Annotated in this window: 18 protein-coding genes; 8 read left to right on the forward strand and 10 right to left on the reverse strand. The window is 65.7% G+C overall.

Going from position 1 to position 17,796, the window contains the following annotated elements; translation table 11 throughout:
- Positions 1-149 precede the first annotated feature (149 nt).
- On the reverse strand, positions 150-671 hold the full coding sequence (locus ACWDX9_RS08855; protein WP_449950789.1) for a GNAT family N-acetyltransferase: 522 nt from the start codon (positions 669-671) through the stop codon (positions 150-152).
- Between the two features lie 290 nt (positions 672-961).
- Here ACWDX9_RS08855 and ACWDX9_RS08860 point away from each other — a divergent pair, with 290 nt between their 5' ends.
- Entirely contained in the window at positions 962-1,468 is a 507-nt protein-coding gene (locus tag ACWDX9_RS08860; protein ID WP_449950792.1) for an NUDIX domain-containing protein, read from the forward strand.
- Here ACWDX9_RS08860 and ACWDX9_RS08865 read toward each other — a convergent pair.
- Positions 1,447-2,310, reverse strand: coding sequence for a PHP domain-containing protein (locus ACWDX9_RS08865; protein ID WP_449950795.1), 864 nt, complete (start codon positions 2,308-2,310; stop codon positions 1,447-1,449). The two genes, ACWDX9_RS08860 and ACWDX9_RS08865, sit on opposite strands and share 22 nt — an antisense overlap.
- Before the next feature lie 24 nt (positions 2,311-2,334).
- Positions 2,335-3,297, reverse strand: coding sequence for an MBL fold metallo-hydrolase (locus ACWDX9_RS08870; RefSeq protein WP_449950798.1), 963 nt, complete (start codon positions 3,295-3,297; stop codon positions 2,335-2,337).
- A 141-nt stretch (positions 3,298-3,438) separates the two neighbouring features.
- Here ACWDX9_RS08870 and ACWDX9_RS08875 point away from each other — a divergent pair, with 141 nt between their 5' ends.
- Entirely contained in the window at positions 3,439-4,962 is a 1,524-nt protein-coding gene (locus ACWDX9_RS08875; RefSeq protein ID WP_449950801.1) for a beta-N-acetylhexosaminidase, read from the forward strand.
- Complete coding sequence (locus ACWDX9_RS08880; protein ID WP_449950804.1) at positions 4,893-5,804, forward strand: dihydrofolate reductase family protein; 912 nt, start codon at positions 4,893-4,895, stop codon at positions 5,802-5,804. The genes ACWDX9_RS08875 and ACWDX9_RS08880 overlap by 70 nt, the downstream gene beginning before the upstream one ends.
- Before the next feature lie 98 nt (positions 5,805-5,902).
- Here the strand turns inward: ACWDX9_RS08880 and ACWDX9_RS08885 are convergent, their stop codons facing one another.
- The 3 genes from ACWDX9_RS08885 to ACWDX9_RS08895 form a co-directional block, all read right to left on the reverse strand.
- The gene (locus ACWDX9_RS08885) at positions 5,903-6,166 is read right to left on the reverse strand and encodes a DUF6461 domain-containing protein (RefSeq protein WP_449950807.1); all 264 of its coding nucleotides are present in this window, start codon (positions 6,164-6,166) and stop codon (positions 5,903-5,905) included.
- Positions 6,066-6,272 (reverse strand): DUF6461 domain-containing protein, encoded by a 207-nt coding sequence (locus ACWDX9_RS08890; protein ID WP_449950810.1) that lies wholly within the window; start codon positions 6,270-6,272, stop codon positions 6,066-6,068. Before ACWDX9_RS08890 ends, ACWDX9_RS08885 begins: the two co-directional genes overlap by 101 nt.
- A gap of 234 nt (positions 6,273-6,506) precedes the next feature.
- Positions 6,507-6,632, reverse strand: coding sequence for a hypothetical protein (locus ACWDX9_RS08895; protein ID WP_449950812.1), 126 nt, complete (start codon positions 6,630-6,632; stop codon positions 6,507-6,509).
- Between the two features lie 110 nt (positions 6,633-6,742).
- On the opposite strand from ACWDX9_RS08895, the gene ACWDX9_RS08900 reads away from it, so the two are divergent.
- Positions 6,743-7,378, forward strand: a complete 636-nt coding sequence (locus ACWDX9_RS08900) for a hypothetical protein (RefSeq protein WP_449950815.1) — start codon at positions 6,743-6,745, stop codon at positions 7,376-7,378.
- 566 nt (positions 7,379-7,944) lie between these two features.
- On the opposite strand, the gene ACWDX9_RS08905 is transcribed toward ACWDX9_RS08900, so the two are convergent.
- Positions 7,945-8,808, reverse strand: a complete 864-nt coding sequence (locus tag ACWDX9_RS08905; RefSeq protein WP_449950817.1) for a hypothetical protein — start codon at positions 8,806-8,808, stop codon at positions 7,945-7,947.
- Between the two features lie 1,171 nt (positions 8,809-9,979).
- Between ACWDX9_RS08905 and ACWDX9_RS08910 the strand changes: the two genes are divergently transcribed.
- Positions 9,980-10,507 carry an EF-hand domain-containing protein gene (locus ACWDX9_RS08910; protein WP_449950820.1) on the forward strand — a complete coding sequence of 176 codons (528 nt, stop codon included), beginning with the start codon at positions 9,980-9,982 and terminating at the stop codon, positions 10,505-10,507.
- Between the two features lie 844 nt (positions 10,508-11,351).
- Here ACWDX9_RS08910 and ACWDX9_RS08915 read toward each other — a convergent pair.
- On the reverse strand, positions 11,352-11,726 hold the full coding sequence (locus ACWDX9_RS08915; RefSeq protein ID WP_449950823.1) for a hypothetical protein: 375 nt from the start codon (positions 11,724-11,726) through the stop codon (positions 11,352-11,354).
- Positions 11,727-12,065: 339 nt separating this feature from the next.
- On the opposite strand from ACWDX9_RS08915, the gene ACWDX9_RS08920 reads away from it, so the two are divergent.
- Positions 12,066-12,827: a DUF6461 domain-containing protein gene (locus ACWDX9_RS08920; RefSeq protein ID WP_449950826.1), complete on the forward strand. Its 762-nt coding sequence runs from the start codon at positions 12,066-12,068 to the stop codon at positions 12,825-12,827.
- A 526-nt stretch (positions 12,828-13,353) separates the two neighbouring features.
- Here ACWDX9_RS08920 and ACWDX9_RS08925 read toward each other — a convergent pair.
- Positions 13,354-14,628, reverse strand: a complete 1,275-nt coding sequence (locus tag ACWDX9_RS08925; protein ID WP_449950829.1) for a hypothetical protein — start codon at positions 14,626-14,628, stop codon at positions 13,354-13,356.
- Between the two features lie 999 nt (positions 14,629-15,627).
- Here ACWDX9_RS08925 and ACWDX9_RS08930 point away from each other — a divergent pair.
- Both ACWDX9_RS08930 and ACWDX9_RS08935 read left to right on the forward strand, forming a co-directional pair.
- Positions 15,628-16,233, forward strand: coding sequence for a DUF6461 domain-containing protein (locus ACWDX9_RS08930; RefSeq protein WP_449950832.1), 606 nt, complete (start codon positions 15,628-15,630; stop codon positions 16,231-16,233).
- A 200-nt stretch (positions 16,234-16,433) separates the two neighbouring features.
- Complete coding sequence (locus tag ACWDX9_RS08935) at positions 16,434-16,973, forward strand: SMI1/KNR4 family protein (RefSeq protein WP_449950835.1); 540 nt, start codon at positions 16,434-16,436, stop codon at positions 16,971-16,973.
- A 64-nt stretch (positions 16,974-17,037) separates the two neighbouring features.
- Here ACWDX9_RS08935 and ACWDX9_RS08940 read toward each other — a convergent pair whose 3' ends face one another.
- Positions 17,038-17,625, reverse strand: a complete 588-nt coding sequence (locus ACWDX9_RS08940; RefSeq protein ID WP_449950838.1) for a hypothetical protein — start codon at positions 17,623-17,625, stop codon at positions 17,038-17,040.
- Positions 17,626-17,796 lie beyond the last annotated feature (171 nt).

Here is a 17,796-nt window from a genome sequence, read left to right on the forward strand (position 1 = left end):
AATCCAAGCCCGTTCAGGACGGAGACGGAATGCGGCCTCCGCACGAAGGCGGCGAGTACCACCTTCCCCCGCTGAGGGGTCCGTCTTCGGCATCCTCGGGCCCCCTCGCCGAACTGGTCAACACCGGATTCTCCTGGTTGAACCCCTGATCAGCAGGCCAGGGCCTTGACGCTTTCGGGCGTCCAGGCGTACTCGATCACGGGCAGTTCGACCCCTCCGGGCACGCTCTCCCAGAAGTCCCGCGTGGCGCTGCCGCCGCATCGCTCGTAGAAGGCGATGGCCGGGGCGTTGTCCCTGAGCACCTCCAGGTAGACCGCCTTGCCGGGGTGGTGGGCGGCTGCCCAGCCGAAGGCGCGGCTCATGAGCAGGCGTCCGATACCGGAGCGTTTGCGGGTGGGGCGGCGTGCAACGCCGCGATGAGGTCGGCGTCGCGCGGCGCGCCCGTTCTGAGTTGCATGGGTCAGAGCGTGCCATAACCGATGAACTGCCCTCGGACCCTCGTTCCTCAGGACAGGCGCCGGCCGGGTGGTCACCTGGCCGGCCTCCAAGAGCGCCTTGGCCTCCGAACCCCCGAAGGCCAAGGCGCTGGAGGTGACGCTCCACGCCACCAGCTTCTTCGACGGGCTCGCACTGGTGAAGCCCGTCGTTGCGCACGTCCCGGACGAGCGCATCCCTCGCCCCCTGGGAGAAGCCCCTGCTCAGCGGCGTCGCCAGGATGCCGTAGCGCTGTGGTCCCAGTGCTCACCCGTCAGTTTCCGGTACCGCCGGCTCCCCTGCCGCCACGAACGCGCCGACGGCCCCCGCCGCCGCCACCGTGCCCGCCACAGTATGAAGCCACTCATCCTTTCTCGATTGAGCCGAAAGCCTGGCAACTGGGGCTTCCGTGTCTCTTCTCCATGGCTTCCTTCTTGCGGCTCAGCGACCGTCGGCCGTTTCCGGTCACGGCGTTAGCCTCGTGATCGTGACGACCAGAAACTCACATTGCTCCTTCTGCGGCACGGCCTACGTCCCCGGCCAGGAGTGGCCGCGGACCTGCGCCGGCTGCGGCAACACCAGCTACCTCAACCCGCTGCCCGTCGCCGTGATGGTGCTGCCGGTGGACGAGGGACTGCTGGTGATCCGCCGTGACGTCGAGCCGCACCGCGGCGAGCTCGCCCTGCCCGGCGGCTTCATCGACCTGGGCGAATCCTGGCAGCAGGCGGCCGCCCGAGAGCTTCGGGAAGAGACGGGCGTCATCGTCGAGGCGGACGACGTCCGGCTGTTCGACGTGCTCAGCGCTCCCGACGGCACGGTGCTGATCTTCGGCTTGGGGCCGCGTACGAGCTCGGCCGCCCTTCCACCGGTGACGGCCACGGCCGAAACGACGGAGTGGCTGGTGATCGACCGGCCGCAGGAGCTGGCGTTCCCGCTGCACACGCGGATGGCGGGGAAGTACTTCGACGGCGGTCAGCCCGTACGCGTCCAGTAGTCATGGGGGTGACGGCCGGGCCGGAAACCCTGGGCCTCGACCATGGCCGTCGCCTCGGCGAAGCGGTACGCGATTCCGGTCGGGTCGTGGGCATCGCTGCCGAAGGTGACCGCGTCTCCGCCTTCGTCACGCCACCAGCGAACGATCTCGGGATGGAGCGGCCCCCGCGTGTTGACCTCCAGAGCCCGGCCGCTGTCGGCGAGCACCCGCAAGGCATGACGGAACTCGTCCTGGAACGCGTTCGGATCGAACGGCCCGGCCTGCGCAGGCCAGTAGCGCAGCGGGTAGTCGATGTGGGCGAGCACCCCGAAGGCGTCCGAGCTCTTGATCAGGCGAGGTATCTCGGCCAGGTATTCCCGGATCACCTCGGCGGCCGGTCGCTGACGGTACAGGTACGGCGGCTCGGAGAACTGCCGCCCCACCGGCAGGCAGTGCAGCGAACCGAGCACCCGGTCGAACTGCCCGGCGTCGAGCAGCCTCGCGACCTCGTCGCCGTACCAATGCGGTTCGCCTAATTCCACCCCGGTGATGATGCGCAGGCTCGGGAACCGATCGCGGCAGCGCCGCACGCACTCCAGGTATCCGTCGGGATCGAATCTCGGCGGAGTCAGCGTTCCGGCCGGCGTTCCGGCCGGCGTTCCGGCCGGCGTGACGAACGGCTTGAGATGCGCGTATTCGTCGAGGTCGGCGGCAAGGACCACCCAGGCCGTGAAATCCACGTGCTCGGTGAACGCGACCGCGGGCAGCCCTGACTCCACCGCCCGCGCGCAGGTCCGCTCCATCGAGCCGCCCGGCGCGTCCCACGACCATTCGCTGTGAACATGACTGTCTGCGGGCAGCATGACCTCATCCTCTCCTTCGACCGTTTAGTGGTCTGCGGGCCCGGACTGGTGCTGCTCCGGCAGGTGGCTTTCCGAATGCGCCCACACCAGGACGTTGTCATGCCGTTCCCGCTGAAAGAAATCGACCACCTCCTGATCGGAATGGCGCAGGCTGAAGTGGGTCAGCACGAACAGCGTGTCCGGGTGCGCCTCGACCACGGGTTTGAGCCGGCTCCACACCGTGTGCCCGACCCGGTCCGCGCGAGGCAGCTCGCTGTCGTGAAGAAAAGTGCACTCGGTGATGATGACCGGATAGGTGAACAGCCAGGGGTTCCGCTCGAAGACCGACACATGCGTGTCGCCGAGGAAGGCGAAAAGCGGGCGGCGTACCTGCCGGTCGACCTCCGCGCCTTCTCGCCGTTTCCGCGCCATGATCCGGCCGAACTCCGCGCCGCGTCCGTCCCGGACGAGTTCGTCCCGCAGGTCCTGGAATTCGGGCCGCAGTTCCTTGACGTTCTCACTGAACGCGTAGCCCACGCAGGGCACCTTGTGCTCGCATCCCACCACGCGAACGTGGTGGCCACGGGAGCCGAAAGCGAATTCGTCGTCCTGCCGCACGCCGTGAAGACGATAGGCCGGGGCCAGCGCCGGATCGTACGGCGCCGCGTGATTCAGCTCGGCGGACGCGCGCAGGAAAGCCTCCACGTACGGCAGCGCCTCGGCCGGCAGGTAGATGTCGGCGCCGGACGGCCTGGAGGCGAGGTAGTCGAGATCCTTGGCGTGGTCGTGGTGCGTGTGCGTCAAGAAGACCGTCTCGGGCTGCCGCCCTTCGCACAACCCGGCGTCCAGGGCGCATCGCAGCTCCGGTATGTGGAAGAAGGTCTTGTCGTTCGCCCGGGAGTAACCGGTGAGGGTGAACGCGGTGCCGGGGATCCGCCACGTCTTCCACTGCCGGAAAGGATGCCCCTTCACCAGCAGGTCCGGATGCTCTTGGGAGGTCTGCGTCATCGGGTACGCCTTCCAGATGTTCGGACACTGGCCTTGATGGATGCTCGTCAGGTTCGCGGTCCGGCGGCGAAATTTCCAGTGAATATCTCTGCCGGGGCAGGCTGCCTTTCCCATGCCGTCGGCCGAGCGCAGAATAGGCCGGTGGCGATCGAACTGGGCTTGATTCCCGCACCGGGCCGGCTCGAATGGGCCGGCGGTTCCGGGCCGTTCACAGGGGCCGTGCGTACCCGCGTCGATCCGTTGCTCCGGCCTGAGGCATATCGACTGACCGTGTCGGCCGACGGCGCCGAGATCGTGGGTGGTGACGAGGCCGGTGTCTTCTGGGGGCGTCAGACCTTACGGCAGATCCAGGGCCCGGACGCCTTTCGCCGTGCCCCCATCGCGCGAGAGCCGGTCATGGTGCCGTACGTGACCGTACACGACGCTCCGCGTTTCGCCTGGCGGGGATTCATGCTCGACGTGGCACGCCATTTCCTGCCCAAGGAAGACCTGATGCGGTACGTCGACCTGCTGGCCGCGCACAAACTCAACGTGTTCCATCTGCATCTCACCGATGACCAGGGCTGGCGCGTCCAGATCGAGCGTTATCCGAAGCTGACCGAGGTCGGCGCGTGGCGGCCGCGTACCCGCATGGGCTGGGGCGAGCCGGCGATCTGGGAGGAACGGCCGCACGGCGGGTTCTACACCAAGGACGACTTACGCGAGATCGTCGCGTACGCCGGGGAGAGGCACATCACGGTCGTCCCGGAGATCGATATTCCAGGTCATTCGCAGGCGGCCATCGCCGCCTATCCCGAACTGGGGAACACCGACGTCATCGACACCACCGCGCTGGAGGTGTGGACCGAATGGGGAAAGAGCCCTAATGTGCTCGCGCCGACCGACGCCGTACTGCGTTTCTATGAGGGCGTTCTGGAAGAGGTGCTGGAGGTTTTCCCCAGCCTGTTCATCCACATCGGCGGCGACGAGTGTCTCAAAGGCCAATGGCGCGAGTCACCCACGGCGCAGGCACGCATCAGGGAATTGGGGCTCAAGGACGAGGACGGGCTCCAGTCCTGGATGATCGGCCACTTCGATCGCTGGCTAGCCGAGCGTGGCCGTCGTCTCATCGGCTGGGACGAGATCTTGGAGGGCGGCCTGGCGGAGGGCGCCGCCGTCGCGTGCTGGCGCTGGTACACGGGCGGCATCGCCGCTGCCGAGGCCGGGCACGATGTGGTGATGTGCCCTCAGCAGGAGGTCTACCTCGATCACGTCCAGTCCCACGATGCCCGGGAGCCCGTGCCGTTCGGCTGGGTGCACACGCTGGAGGACGTCTACCGGTTCGAGCCTGTACCGCCCCGGCTGGCGGGCACGGCGCACGCGGCCCGCGTCATCGGCACCCAGGCCAACCTGTGGACGGAAGTCGCCGAAAATCGCGGCCGAGTGGACTACCAGGCGTTTCCCCGGCTGGTCGCGTTCGCCGAAGTGGCCTGGTCGGACCTGCCGGCTCCCGACGAACGCGACTTCGACGGCTTTGAGCGCCGGATGAACGCGGCACACTACGCCCGCCTGGACGCGCTGGGCGTCGCCTACCGCCCGCCCGACGGACCCCGCCCATGGCAGCAACGCCCCGGCATCCCCGGACGCCCGCACAACAAACCTCGACGAACCTGGCGAATGGCCTGACCTGCCACACGACCGGTAATGCGGCAACCAACCACTCTCCGGACCTCTGGGCGTCTGGACGTCTGGGCGGCGATCCATCGCTCGATCAACGCCAGCAAGGCCGACAAGGATCCCAACCTTCCAGACGCACACCCCTTCAGCTCGTTCTGAACGCCACCGATCGCGAAGAGACTCAAGTCGGTCAACTCACTGTGCGCGGCCCGGCGGTGAAGCAGTATCAGATTTGCTGCTCATCATTCGAACAAAGGAGAACCCCCGTCATGTCGTCGACCGTCCTCTACATGTCCATGTCCCTCGACGGCTTCGTCGCCGGCCCCAATGAGGGACCCGATAACGGCCTGGGTGACGGCGGACACCGCCTCCACGAATGGACGGGAGGCGTCGGCGACGCCGAACAACCGGACGGCGCCGATCGTGAGGTCCTTGACGATTCTCTCTCCACCGGAGCGGTGCTCGCCGGCCGGGGGACCTTCGAACCAGCCGGAGGCTGGGACGGAGATCATCACGACGGCGTGCCCATCTTCATTCTCAGCCGCCACCAACCCGGCCCCCGATACGCGAAGTGGCCCAACGTCACTTATCTGAGCGATCTCAAGGACGCCGTACGCCGCGCCAAGGAGGCCGCCGGCGAGAAGAACGTGCTGGTCCATGGCGTGGGTACCGCCCAGGGTTGTCTCCTGGCCGGACTCCTCGACGAGATACAGATCCACCTGGTCCCGGTCCTGCTCGGTGAGGGCCGCCGACTCTTCGAACACCTCGGCGCCGACCACATCGAACTGGAGACCATCCAGGTCATCCGAGGACGGGATGCCACACACCTCCGCTATCGCGTCCGCCGATGACCTCGCCTACCGCGCCGAGTCGCTGGAAGGCCATCGGGATTCGATGAGCGTCCACAGGCGATTCCTGTGCGGGCGGTCGCGATCTCCTCGCGCTTCGCTCAGGCCTGACCAACCGAGCCGATCAGCGAAGGCCTGATGAAGTCGGCGCGGTGCAACCGCACTCCGGTGGCACGCTCGGCCAGCGCGAGCGCGCTCGGCAGCGGTTCTTCGGTGCCATCGTCCAGGTCGAGCCCCAACTCGTGTACGTCGGCCAGGAGCGGGTCAGGGTCGAGACCGTGGCGAAGGGAGTAGGCGTACCAGCTGAATGAGCTGATCCGCCGGCCGTCGACGAGGGACGGCCCCGATCCGCCGAAAGGCTTCATCGGGAGGCAACCCCCGCACGAAGGTCAGGCACAGCCCTGCCTCGCCATCGTCACCAGTGCACTCCTCCGCCAACCACGCATAGTCAGCCGCTGTCGCACCGCTCATGAAACATCTCTCCTAACGACGAAAGACCGCCTCACCAGATTGGGCAACGTCCCGCGATGCTTCCCGAAGAGGTGCGCCGCCGGCGCGGGAATCGCAAGCACCTTGGCTCGTAATGGCGCTGACCTGCGCCGGAGACCGCTCCTCGGCCCGCTGACGGCAACGATCAGCCGGCGCATGGCCTTGTCGGCGTCGATGCGAAGCGAAGCACTGGCAGTCGATGGAGGCCGAACGTATTCAAAGCAGGCCATCCTCGCGGGAGACCCATGCGCGCGTCTCGTTCCGGAAGAGGGCAAGGGGCATCGCATCTCGTTCCAGCGGCACGTCGGAACCTTCGCAGGCAAGCACGTTCTCAAAGAGCACCTTCGGCTCCCTAGCGCTGCAGGAAGGGGACACAGCCCAGCCGCCATCTTGACCGAGCCGCACGCCACAATTTCGGTTGCCTGGCTTCATCCGATCGGCAACACTGCAGCGTGCACTCCCATGAGGAAGCCCGGCAGGTCTTCGACGAGTTGACAGGCCGGATCTACGTGGCGTTGCGCGACGGCGCCCTTGACGCCGAACCCGTCATCGCGCTGGCCTGCTTGCTGGAGGAAGCCGACATAAGCACCCCTGCCACGCGGGAACTCCTCGAACGCCCAACCGCTCATCTGACAACGGCCGACGTGACCCGCCTGGGCAAGAGGCTTCTCCGTGACGTCCGGTTCGAGCCCACCTTCGCCCTCGAACCAAGTCTGTGGGCGGCGTTGGAACAGGCGCTGAAGCTCGTCGAGCGCGACGTCCGCAGCAGGGGAATCACCGGAACCCTCCGATTGGTCCTCCCTGACTGGGATGACAGCAGTCATGCCAGGGTGGAGTTCCGGGGTGGTTACCACGGCAACGGCATCTGGCCTGCCGAGGGACGTGATGCTCAGGAGGCGCTCGCGAGCGTCGCGGATGCCACCCAGGAAGTGATCATGGAGCTGCTCTGGAAGGTCTGGCCCGTCTGCTCCGCTCATGATCTAGGCCTGCGCGCCGAACTGGAACACAAAGTCGCCGTCTGGCGATGCACAGGCAATGGAACCCACACGGTGGCGCCAGTCGGCGAACTTCCTCCCGAACCCCATTAGTACATCTGCCCTGCGACCCGAAACTTCCCGCCGATCGCCCCAAGCACAAGCACAGCCACAACTGTGGCCACCCCTGACAAACGCAGGACCGCGAGGCCGCACGGAGCGGCACCCCTTGAGCTGCGCCGGCAAATATCGGTCGGCATACTTCTCGCCCTGCCGGCAACGGTGACCTGGAGCGACGTGGCGACACGAAAGCGCGCCCAGATTCGATCGGCGCCTTCGTCGTACTCCTCTCACGGCGACCTTTTATCCTGCCGGTCATGCGGACGACCATCACGCGAGGGTTAGCGACCATGACCATCGCGGTAGGTCTGGCCGCATGTTCGGCCGAGGCTCCGGCGGCTCGGCTCCCGATCGCATCCGCCCCGTTCATGCGCCTGAACCAGCCGAGATTCCCTCCGCGACCCGCTCGAACCCGGCTTCAGCTTGGGAACTCTTTCAAGATCATGGCCTGTGTACAGGGGAAACGCTGACCTGGGCAGATGTCGGCCGGGTCCCCGTGACTCCCCGCCGCTCACTCTACGAACGGGCACGCAACGGGCACGTCCTGGCTTCTGCGGCGCTCACCGTACGCTCCGGTGAGGCGGCAGGGTCGGGGGTAGCCATCGAGCGACTCGGGTCCGTTCGCCGACGCTCTGAGAGATGATGCCGTTGCGCAGGAGGATCGGCTGGTGATGCTCGGCGTCCGGCAACTCGAGGAAGCCCAGCCACTCGCTGGTTTGGATGTCCAAGAAGACCAGCGCGGTGGATTGCCAGCCGAGATGGCCGCCAACCCACCGCTCCCGCTCCACGACACCCGCGAGCACCTGACCTTGGACGAACAGCGGCCCGCCCAAGCCGATCTCCTCGTCATCGGTGCCGAGCGCGCGGAGTGCGGCGACGAACTGCTGATGCGGTTCATCGCCTGCTCGGAGCAGCTCGTAGCCACTGGCGAGGTCTCGCCTGCTCGAGGTGGGGTCCCGCCAGCGAACTGCCGACACGTTCTCGTCAGAGTCGAGCACTATCAGCTCGCCGGCTGCCGAGAACGCGATCCCCGTCACCCGTTCACCAGGAATGGCGGCAGCCAACGATGGCGGACAGGGGTCGGCGCCATACAGCTGTAGTCGGTCCTCCACCACCTCGGCGACGGCCAGGACCACGGTGTCATCGCCAGAGCATGCCGCGAACGCGACGGCGGTCGACGGCGCTTGCGCGCAGGCGACCTCGACCCCTTCGCCCCAGCTTTCCAGCGGCGCCCCACCGGCCATGTCTCCCAGCGGCAAGGTGCTGATGCGGGTCAGTGTCCTCGCGTCGAGCAGGTTCAGCCGGGCAGTGCCGTCCGGCCGCGCTTCCCCGAAGAGGAGGTGCGAGCCGTCGGCGGTGAACTGCAGCCAGCCAGCCTGGCGCCACTCCGGAGGTGTGGACCTGGTTCGGCTGCGGGTCGTCATGTCAGTTCGACCGTCCCGCTCTGGGCTACCGCCTGGGAACTTGTGCGCCTCACCGCGGGAACGCCACAGTTCAACCGTCAGGTCGTGACGCAGAATCGCAATACTCTCACCGGCGGGGTGGACAGCCAGCTCTTGGTATCGCCCAGTCAACCCACAGGACACCACCGAGGTGAGCCCATCATGGGCATCATGCACAGTGACGACCTCCCGCTGCGCGAGAGCGACGTACCGCCCAGCCGGGTCCACTGAGACAAGCCTGCCGGCGGCATCCCCAACCTCAGCGATGGCCCCGACATGCACGCATCAGTTCTACCGTGCCCTGGATCGGTTCCGTAACCAAAGCAATGATCTTCGGTCCTTACGATCTCAGCATGGGCCTACGCCACCCGGTGCCGGCGGGGGGCAGCGAACGCCGAGACGCCCCCGTCACGGACAGAGCCACACGCGACGCTGCCAGACAGCTACAGATCAGCGGCACGCATGGGGCACGACAACGTCCGATGAGGTGATCATCAACGCCATCGATCGGCAGCTCGAAGCGCGAGATGATGGCGACAAGGGTACGGCGGGCGCACTGGTCCCCACAGGGTGATCAAGAGCTGATGACCTGGCGTCCGGAAACAATCAAGGCCCGGGTCGGGATTCATGTCCTCACCTGGGCCTTCACGATGAGAGCGGGTGACGGGAATCGAACCCGCGCTGTCAGCTTGGGAACTGCATTGATCACGGCCCACTGGGGCGCTGAGCTGGACGGAAGATCGGTCCTGAGTGACCGTGGTTGACCTCTCGTCACTCCTCTTAATGGCCCGACCGACCAACGCGTGACCTGCCCGGACAGAGCGAGCCGCTGCTCTCCCGTTGCAGCGTTCCGTGATGCTGGGGTCGACCCAGGTGATTTTCACGACATCAAACACCGGAGTGCCGCGAAGGGGTTTGCTGCGGTCTCATACCACAATCGGTCGCAATGTGGCTGTGGCGTGATCGGCCGCACGTGCCCTCGGGGCGGCCGGGGTGATTCTCTGGTCCTCGTTGATCCCGTCCTTCGGATGACGATTTCCGACATCACGAACCACGGTCTCCACGTTAAGTAACATATCCGTCACTCAAATGACTATGGTTACCATTAGTGATCGCTCGAAAACATTGAGTCTCCCGAAGAGCGGAGGCGGATGTGGCCAGTGAGTTCCAGCGCAGAAAGGTCGGCAGAGTCTTCCGGGCGATGGATGTGGACGGCGACGGCCGACTGACCCAGGCCGACTTCCAGGCGCTCGCCCACCGCTGGACGGCCGTCGGGGGGTCCGTCGACCCAGAGCGACTGGCCTCCATCATGACCGGTTGGTGGCCGGTGCTCCGAGCCGCCTCCGGCCCCGGTGGCGACGACGCCGTCTCCCTCGACCAGGTGCTTCTCGTCGTGGAAAGACTCGGTGACATGACCGACGCGGTCTCCGGCACTGCCGACGCGATGTTCGAGGCCATCGACCTCAACGGCGACGGCCTCATCTCCTGTTCGGAATACGGCGCGCTCATCGAGACGTGGAACGGGGCGCCCTCAGCGACCGATGAGATCTTCCCGCGCCTCGACCTGGACGGTGACGGCCACCTTACCCGCGACGAGTTCCGCACCCACTGGACAGAGTTCTGGGCCGGCGACGACCCGGACGCTCCCGGAACCTACGTATTCGGCGCGCTGGTGGAATAGCCCGAAGGTGGCGTCATCAGTGAGGCCGTGGAGCGCACCGAACGCCGGGGCGTTCCGCCATGGCAGGACATTGTCACAGGTGGAGGGTGCGGCCCTGCGCAGGTTCAGCTCCGGCCGGTGTGCCACGCCGTGTCGTCGATGGCGACGCGCGGCCCGATCAGGTATCCCGTAAGCCGCCAGCAGGACGTTCCGCTCCTCTGGGCGTCATCCCTCGTTCCCGGCGAACTCCAGGACCAACGTCTGGTTCTTGCCGAGGCGCCGGGGATCGGTATCCCGGAGGTCCATCCTGCCGGAGTTGCGCGAGTACATGAGGATTTACGTCAAGCCGGAGGATGACGCGCTCGTCTTCGCGAGGGTCAAGGGCGGCCCGATGCGGCGGAGTGGTTCAACAAGTGAGCGGTTGGACGCATGCCGTACGTGCCATCGGGGTGCCGGGGGCTCCATCTGCACGACCTTCACCACACGGGGAACACGATCGCGGCGGAGTCCGGTGCGGGGCCTCAAGGACCTGATGGTTCGGATGGGCCATGACAACGTGCGCGCCGCGATGATCTATCAGCATGCGGTGCGCGGGGCGGATCCAGGTGATCACGCAAGCGATCGACAAGCACCTGATCGGGAACGAACGAGCACGCGGTGACGGGAGTCGAACCCGCGCTGTCAGCTTGGAAAGTCTTCAAGATCATGCGTTCTGAGCCGGAAACACCGACCTGGGCGTACGTGAGTCGAGTGCCACCGAATCCCGTGACTCCCCGCTGATCGCTGTCCGAACGGGCACGCGCCCTTCTGGTCCGTGGGTCCCTGATCGACGTCCAGGACCGTTCAGAGCCAGTCGCCATGCCGTTCATCGGAAGTCCTGGAGGCCAGGGCTACGGTCACGCTCCCTCCCCAACAGGGCGTTAAGGTGCACACCCTCGCGCCGAACCTGCGTCAAGAACAGGACCAGCACTGCGCCGGCCAAGTAATGCAGGAACGGCCCGCGCTCCACAACGTCCCATCCGACGAAACGGAATGTGTATACGCAGCTATCCGAGACAATCTCGAAGGCGTAGGGGATGGTGAACACAATGGCGACCACCACGAACAGGGTCGCCGTCAGCCATCCGGCGAGCGTTCCCCACCTGCTCCGAAGGGCGAGAGTTACGCTTAGTCCCAGCGCCATCATCAGGGTGGGCCAGCCGTACGACTCGGCGGCCGCGGCGTGCCAGTTGATCTCCATCAGCCAGCCGACATCCTCGTAGCCAGGTGGCCCAGCGTATACGGGAGCGTCTACGGACAGAGCAAAGGGACAGCGGATGAACGCCGTTCTGTAGATCGTCCCTTCGGGGAGATAGCGCGAGATGGTGCGCGAGGCGGGGGCCGCCAGAGCCGCCAGAGTCAGCAGGGGCGCTCCCCAACGAGGGGGAATCGTCGGTGACGGAAGCAAGAGACCGCCAGGTGGTCGTAGGAGGGAGCACTCAGTTTAGATCACCCGGCACGGTCGGCAGCTCGCACACCTTCGGGCCAGCGGACTCCACGCCGAGTCACTGCATCCCCGCACGAACCACTCTTCCAAATCATGGGTCCCGACCTGGGACGAAGCCTCAAGATCCATTCCGTGCATGCTGCGGGAAGGGTCAACCCTTCGCGCGAAGGTAGCAGCACTGCTCCGGCCGTCGGCGAGCTGCGCATCGCGCAGCCCTGTCATCCCCTGCCGACGGGTTCTGTGCCTGTCGGTGCCGGCCGGCAGCATGGCGACATGTCTTTGCGGCCCATCGATGTCTCTTGGCTCTGCGGCGAATACTCCTGGGAGTCCTACAGTTTCATCTACGTGCGTGCCACGCCTGAACAGGTGGTCGCGCGCCTCGGCGGTCGATGGGAGGACTTCACGCCTGGCGCCTTCCCCGACGACCCGGATGACTTCCCAGGCCCATGGGAGCCTCTCGGCGTCACCTCCATCGGCGATTGGACGTTCGTCTTGGACCCTGACTGGCTCGGCACCTGCGAAGGCGTGATCACTGAGCTCTCCAGGGGCATCCGCCTCGTTTCCCAATCCGCACTCGCCATCAAGTGCATCGACTACTTCCACTGGTGCGAGGACGGCGAGATCAGATTCTGCCGGGGAGACGATGAGGGATATCTGATAAAGACCCCGGACGAACTCGTGGACACGATGGCGGACATCGACCGGCTCTACCCGCGGTTTTCCTATCTCTACAAAGGGCCGGCTTTCCTGCTCGTCGAGCACCTGACCGGAATCAGGACGACGGAGCGACTGCTGAAGGGCTCCACGTTCAGGTGGGGCGTCGTCCCAGACCCGGCCAAGTCGAAGCCACAATAGACACGGTCTGAGCTTGATCGGCGCGAAGCGGCCCCCTGGCGAAGGCCTTGCCAGTGGAGCGGGTGACGGGAATCGAACCCGCGCTGTCAGCTTGGGAACTCTTTCAAGACCATGGCCTCTGCGCAGGAGAATTGCTGACCTGGGCAGATGCCAGCCGAGTGGCCGTGAGTCCCCGCTTTGCACCAACCTGACGGACACGCAAACGGGCACGGCCAAGGGCCCACGATCAGAACTCGCGCGCCACCGACGCGACCGTCCGCTCACCCACCGGCCAGCCGTCGACTTCGCTGATCGCCACAACCGCCATCTCACCATGCTGGGGCACGGCTGACGCACACGCTCATGCCGCCGCTCGGCCTACTGCGTGCGTAAAGTCGCACGTCGGATCGAGCGCGCCCGTACGGCTGGCAGGCTTGGCGTTCGCCGTTCAGCAACAGGCGAGTCAGCCGTCGAACTCGGAAACGTCCGCCTCGGCGGTTGCGACGAGCCGCCGCATGCGGTCGGCGTACCTTCCAGGGCAGGGGCCTTACAGTCTCCCGGCCACCCGCTGAGCCACGGAGGCGATGCGCCCGCAGCGCTCGCGCGGATCAATGCGCTGAACATCATCGGGCTGAGTCATCCACAGTGTCACCAGAAATCGCCCCTTCCGGAACACCAGCGCGCCGGCCGATCGGGCATAGGGCCGGGTCACGCAGTACGACTCCTCGCCCGCAGGACGGGTCAGCGGCTGGCCGCCGTCGAGCGGCCTGGTGAAGTCGATAGAGTGCGCGGGCGCGGCATCGGCCATGTAGCTGATGACCTCTACCTGCAGTTTGTATCGGTCGGTGAGGTAGTTGTCCCCCGTGCTCCGCTCGCACCGTGTGTAGACGTAGGCGTACTCGTTCTGGTCGGGGATGCCCGTGCCGATGCTGAAGTTCGTCCTGCCGGCCGCGCTGCCGAACTCCTCCCCGACGAACGGCGCGGCCGGCCGGTGGAACAGCGTCTGGAAGTCCTTGGCCTCGATGACGGCGCACGCGGGCGCCGGCTTCGCGGTGATCAGAGGGCTGTCATAGGCGATCGAAGGGATGCCCGCCGGATCCGCCGAGCGCTCCACCAGGTTGCCGGCGATCGTCTTCAGCAGCGCCCGCCTGAGCTTCTCCTGCTGGGGTCCGCGCTGTAACGACAACTCCACTTGCACGACCGTGTTCTTCAGCCGTAGAACGTAGTGCAGGTAGTCGATGGTCTCGTTCACTCGGCTTGAGCTGCGCTTGCGCTCCCGCACCGTCACGTCGCCGATCGCCGGCCTCGTGCTGTAGCGATCGAAGGAGTAGTCCATGGCGCGGGAACTGGTGTAGCCCTCCTGAAACACCGCGATCTCCACCGGGGACTTCGGCCACAGCACGTACTTGCAGCTGTTCGGCGCGTCAGTCGGGACGAACAGCCCGCCCTTCTCGATCGGACCATTGCCCTGCCCGTCGAAGTAGGAGCGCCGGTACGATCCGATCAGAGGATTGGGGTGCAGAAGCAGCCCGAGCTTGTTCAGATCGGCGAACGTCAGCAGAGTGCAGGCCGAGATGACCGGTGAGCCGGCGTACCGGCGCGGCGAGCGGCCGGGTTTCGCCACCAGCGGCCCGGGATCGGCGATCCCCTCTGCCTCCTCCCCTTTCAGCTCGTCGTAGCCGTCACGCTCGACCGTCTTCAGCTTGGCGCCGCCCTCGGCGATGTCCCGCCCGGGTGTCGGCGACGTGGTGCGGTCTCCCCGCGCGATCGGACGGACATCGCCTCGCAGCTTGGACACCGCCACGAAGCCGACGGCGATCACCAAGGCGGCTATCAGCAGCCCTGAGACGCCCAACAACGCCGCCGTACACCCCGAATTCCTGCGTCGCCGCGGGGGCGGTGGCCCTCCAGGTGCGTACGGCGGACCAAACGGGTAGGGCGGTTGCGGCTGCCGCGCATTCCCGTATATGCCCTGCGGCCCGCTTCTGGCATGGCGCGGTTGGCCCTGCGGCTGCCACGCACCGGGCCCGGCGTGGTAGGGCGGCTGCGCCACGATGCCTCCGTTCGCTGATCGCTACTAGCGCGGTCCACCGGCCTTCGTATAGGAGCCCGGCAAAGGGGGAGCGTAGCTCTCCAATGGCGACCAGCCGTAACACTTCCGGCTTTGGTGAAGCTTTCAGGCCAGGCTTTGCGGAGGAAGAACGAATAGCGGCGGTTTTCGCACCTCACCCCCGTCCGCCGAGGACGTACGTGATGAACCGCCTGGCGCCTCGAAATGGAACAAGGTGGAGGTGCGCCACGAGGCGCCACCGTTCTCCCGCGACCTGGTCTTGTTCGCGCGACGCGCGCACCCCACGCGCCCGACGCTCCTATGTGCAAGGGCGTTGCGCGGAGTTTCGTCACAAGCCGTGCTTGTCGGAGGACAAGGCCGGGTGGGCGGCGCCAGCCGAGTTCAGGACGTTGATCCACTCAGGATGGTCGAGATAGGCGTTGTCCGGAGTGAGGTGCCTCGCAGATTCCGGACGGTCGGCTACATAAGCTGACGGAAGTCTGGAAGAGGTAGGTACGTGACGAGGCGTCAGCTTGGGAACTGCATCGATCACAGTCCACTGGCGCGCTGGGCTGGGCAGCGAGCCGGTCCTGAGTGACCGTGGTTGACCCCTCGTCACCGGGGTCAATGGCACGACGATCATCAGAAGCTCCTGCAATGGCGGCCTGCGCAGGCGGTGCCCGGCGAATGCCTGGGGGTCCCAACCGGGCAACTGCAGCCTTGAACTACTGGGCGTCTGCGACTGTCGGTGGTGGCTGGCAGCATGGCGCCATGACTACGCATCCCCTTGACGTCTCCTGGCTCTGCGGAGAGTACACCGAGTATGGCTACAGCTTCATCTACGTCCGCGACGCGCCCGAGCAGGTAATCACTCGCCTCGGCGGCCGATGGGAGGACTTCACGCCCGGCCCATTCCCCGGTAACCCCGACAAGTTCCCATTCCCCGGCGACCCGATCGGCATCGCCTCCATCGGCGAATGGTCGTTCATCGTCGAATCTGGCTCGCTTGGCACCCGCGAAGAAGACGTGCTCCCTGCTCTGTCCAAGGGCACCCGTCTTGTCTCCCAGTTCGCGCTCAGTATCAAGGGCTTGGACTACTTCTACTGGTTCGAGGACGGCAAGATCAGATTCGGCTTCTGGGCGCAAGAGGGATACATGATGGAGACGCCGGATGAACTCGTAGACACCATGGCGGAGATCGACAGGCTCTATCCCGGGTTACCCTATCTCTACGAAGGGCCGGCCTTCCTGCTCTCCGAGCGCCTCACCGGGATAACACTGACCCAGCAACTGTTGGCAGATTCCACCTTTTACTGGGGAGTCGTGCCAGAACCACCCCTATTAGCCGTCGCCAATGGCAGGGCAACCAGCCCGTGACCTACGGTCTTGTCGCCGCACTGCGCGCACCTGCCCTGCCTGGTCTGCTCGGCTTGTCCCGGGTCGATGGCGGGCGGGATGATCCGGCTTCCGCCTCCGCCACTCACAGGCCTGCCACGCCGCGCGGAGATCATCCCGGAGCCGGAGCGCCCCCGCCGGAGGCATGGTTTTGAGCAGTGCATGTCGTTACAGTCGGTGCCGTGGCTTATGACCCAGCAGCGCTCGATCGCCTCAGTTCCCTTGTTCCCCCGCCTGCCTCACCCGTCTTTGGCATCCGTAGCTGGGATGAGGTCTTCCGAGCTCTCGATCTTCGCCTTCCGCCCGACTACCTCGCCTTCATCGAGCGATACGGAGACTGCGAGTTCGCCCGATGGCTCGGCGTTTTCGACTTTCGGACACTCACTGATGAGCAGTTCTCTCATATTCCGGAGTGGATGGACTACTACCGAGATCTCCGGGAGGACTCGCCCGAAGACTTCCGGCTCGCGATGTGGCCGGAACCAGGCGGCTTCTTCCAATGGGGCAGCACCATCGATGGTGACGCCATGGGCTGGATGACAGTGGGTAAGCCTGAGGAATGGCCAATTATGATCGTCGCTCGTCATCACGACGAGGATTTGCCAGTCCAGGAGACCATGACGGAGTGGCTGGTGGGTTGGGCCTCTGGAGCTCGGTTCGGTAGCTGGGCCTTCAGCGCGACGTCTGAAGAACATCCCTTGATCTGCGAGCCACGGGACTAGGCGGAATCTCCATCCGGCAGAGGTGCTGAGCTGCTAGGCCGGGCTTGTCGGCGAGGTTAACTGCTTACCAGTCCGGCTCCCATCTGTAGCTGTACCAATGGCCCTTCAGGTAGCTGTAGCGGTTGCCGCCGTCGACACCCTCGCTGGGTTCGCCGGAGGTCAGCCAGAGGAAGCCCTTGTCATCGTGCAGGAACAGGTCTCGGACGGCGAATTCCACACTGCCGGGGATCTCTTCTCCTGTGTCGGCATCCTGGTGTCGCGTTCCGTCGCACACGTAGTACAGGCCGACCCATTGACACGGTTCTTTATGGCTGGGGTTTTCGTTCACGGCTTTGACGAAGGCTTCTATGCTCGGTTCGGAGATCGTGAAGCGAACCCAAGACGGCGCCTCGGTAATGAGAGCGAGCAAGACGACGCCGGCGATGTACCACGGCATGAGCGAGCGATTGAGCGTGCCGTCCGGCGCGGTTCCCTTGTAATCGGCCCAGGTGGTTCGGATCGCCCAGTATACGAATAGGAGAAAGCCAACGGGGATCCCGTATATGAACGTCTCGAGCCCCAACCAGGAGGGGTGGCTGGCCCATATCAAGAGGACGGCTGCCGCGGCTGAGAAGACGACCACGAACGGTAATCCGGGTGGCTTATTGATCACGGCGTCACCCTAGCGCCATCCAGTAACACGGGGTACCCGACATGGCCGGTCTTGCGCGGCGGTGCGGCGCTGAGTCGGAGAGTTAGGTGGGTACGGCGGGGTGGTGCTACGGCGATGCCCCGCGCGGCGCGCCGCGCGAGAACGGCCCCCAGGCCGCACGCGCAGCGCGGC

Source organism: Nonomuraea sp. NPDC003201 (genome assembly GCF_053590415.1).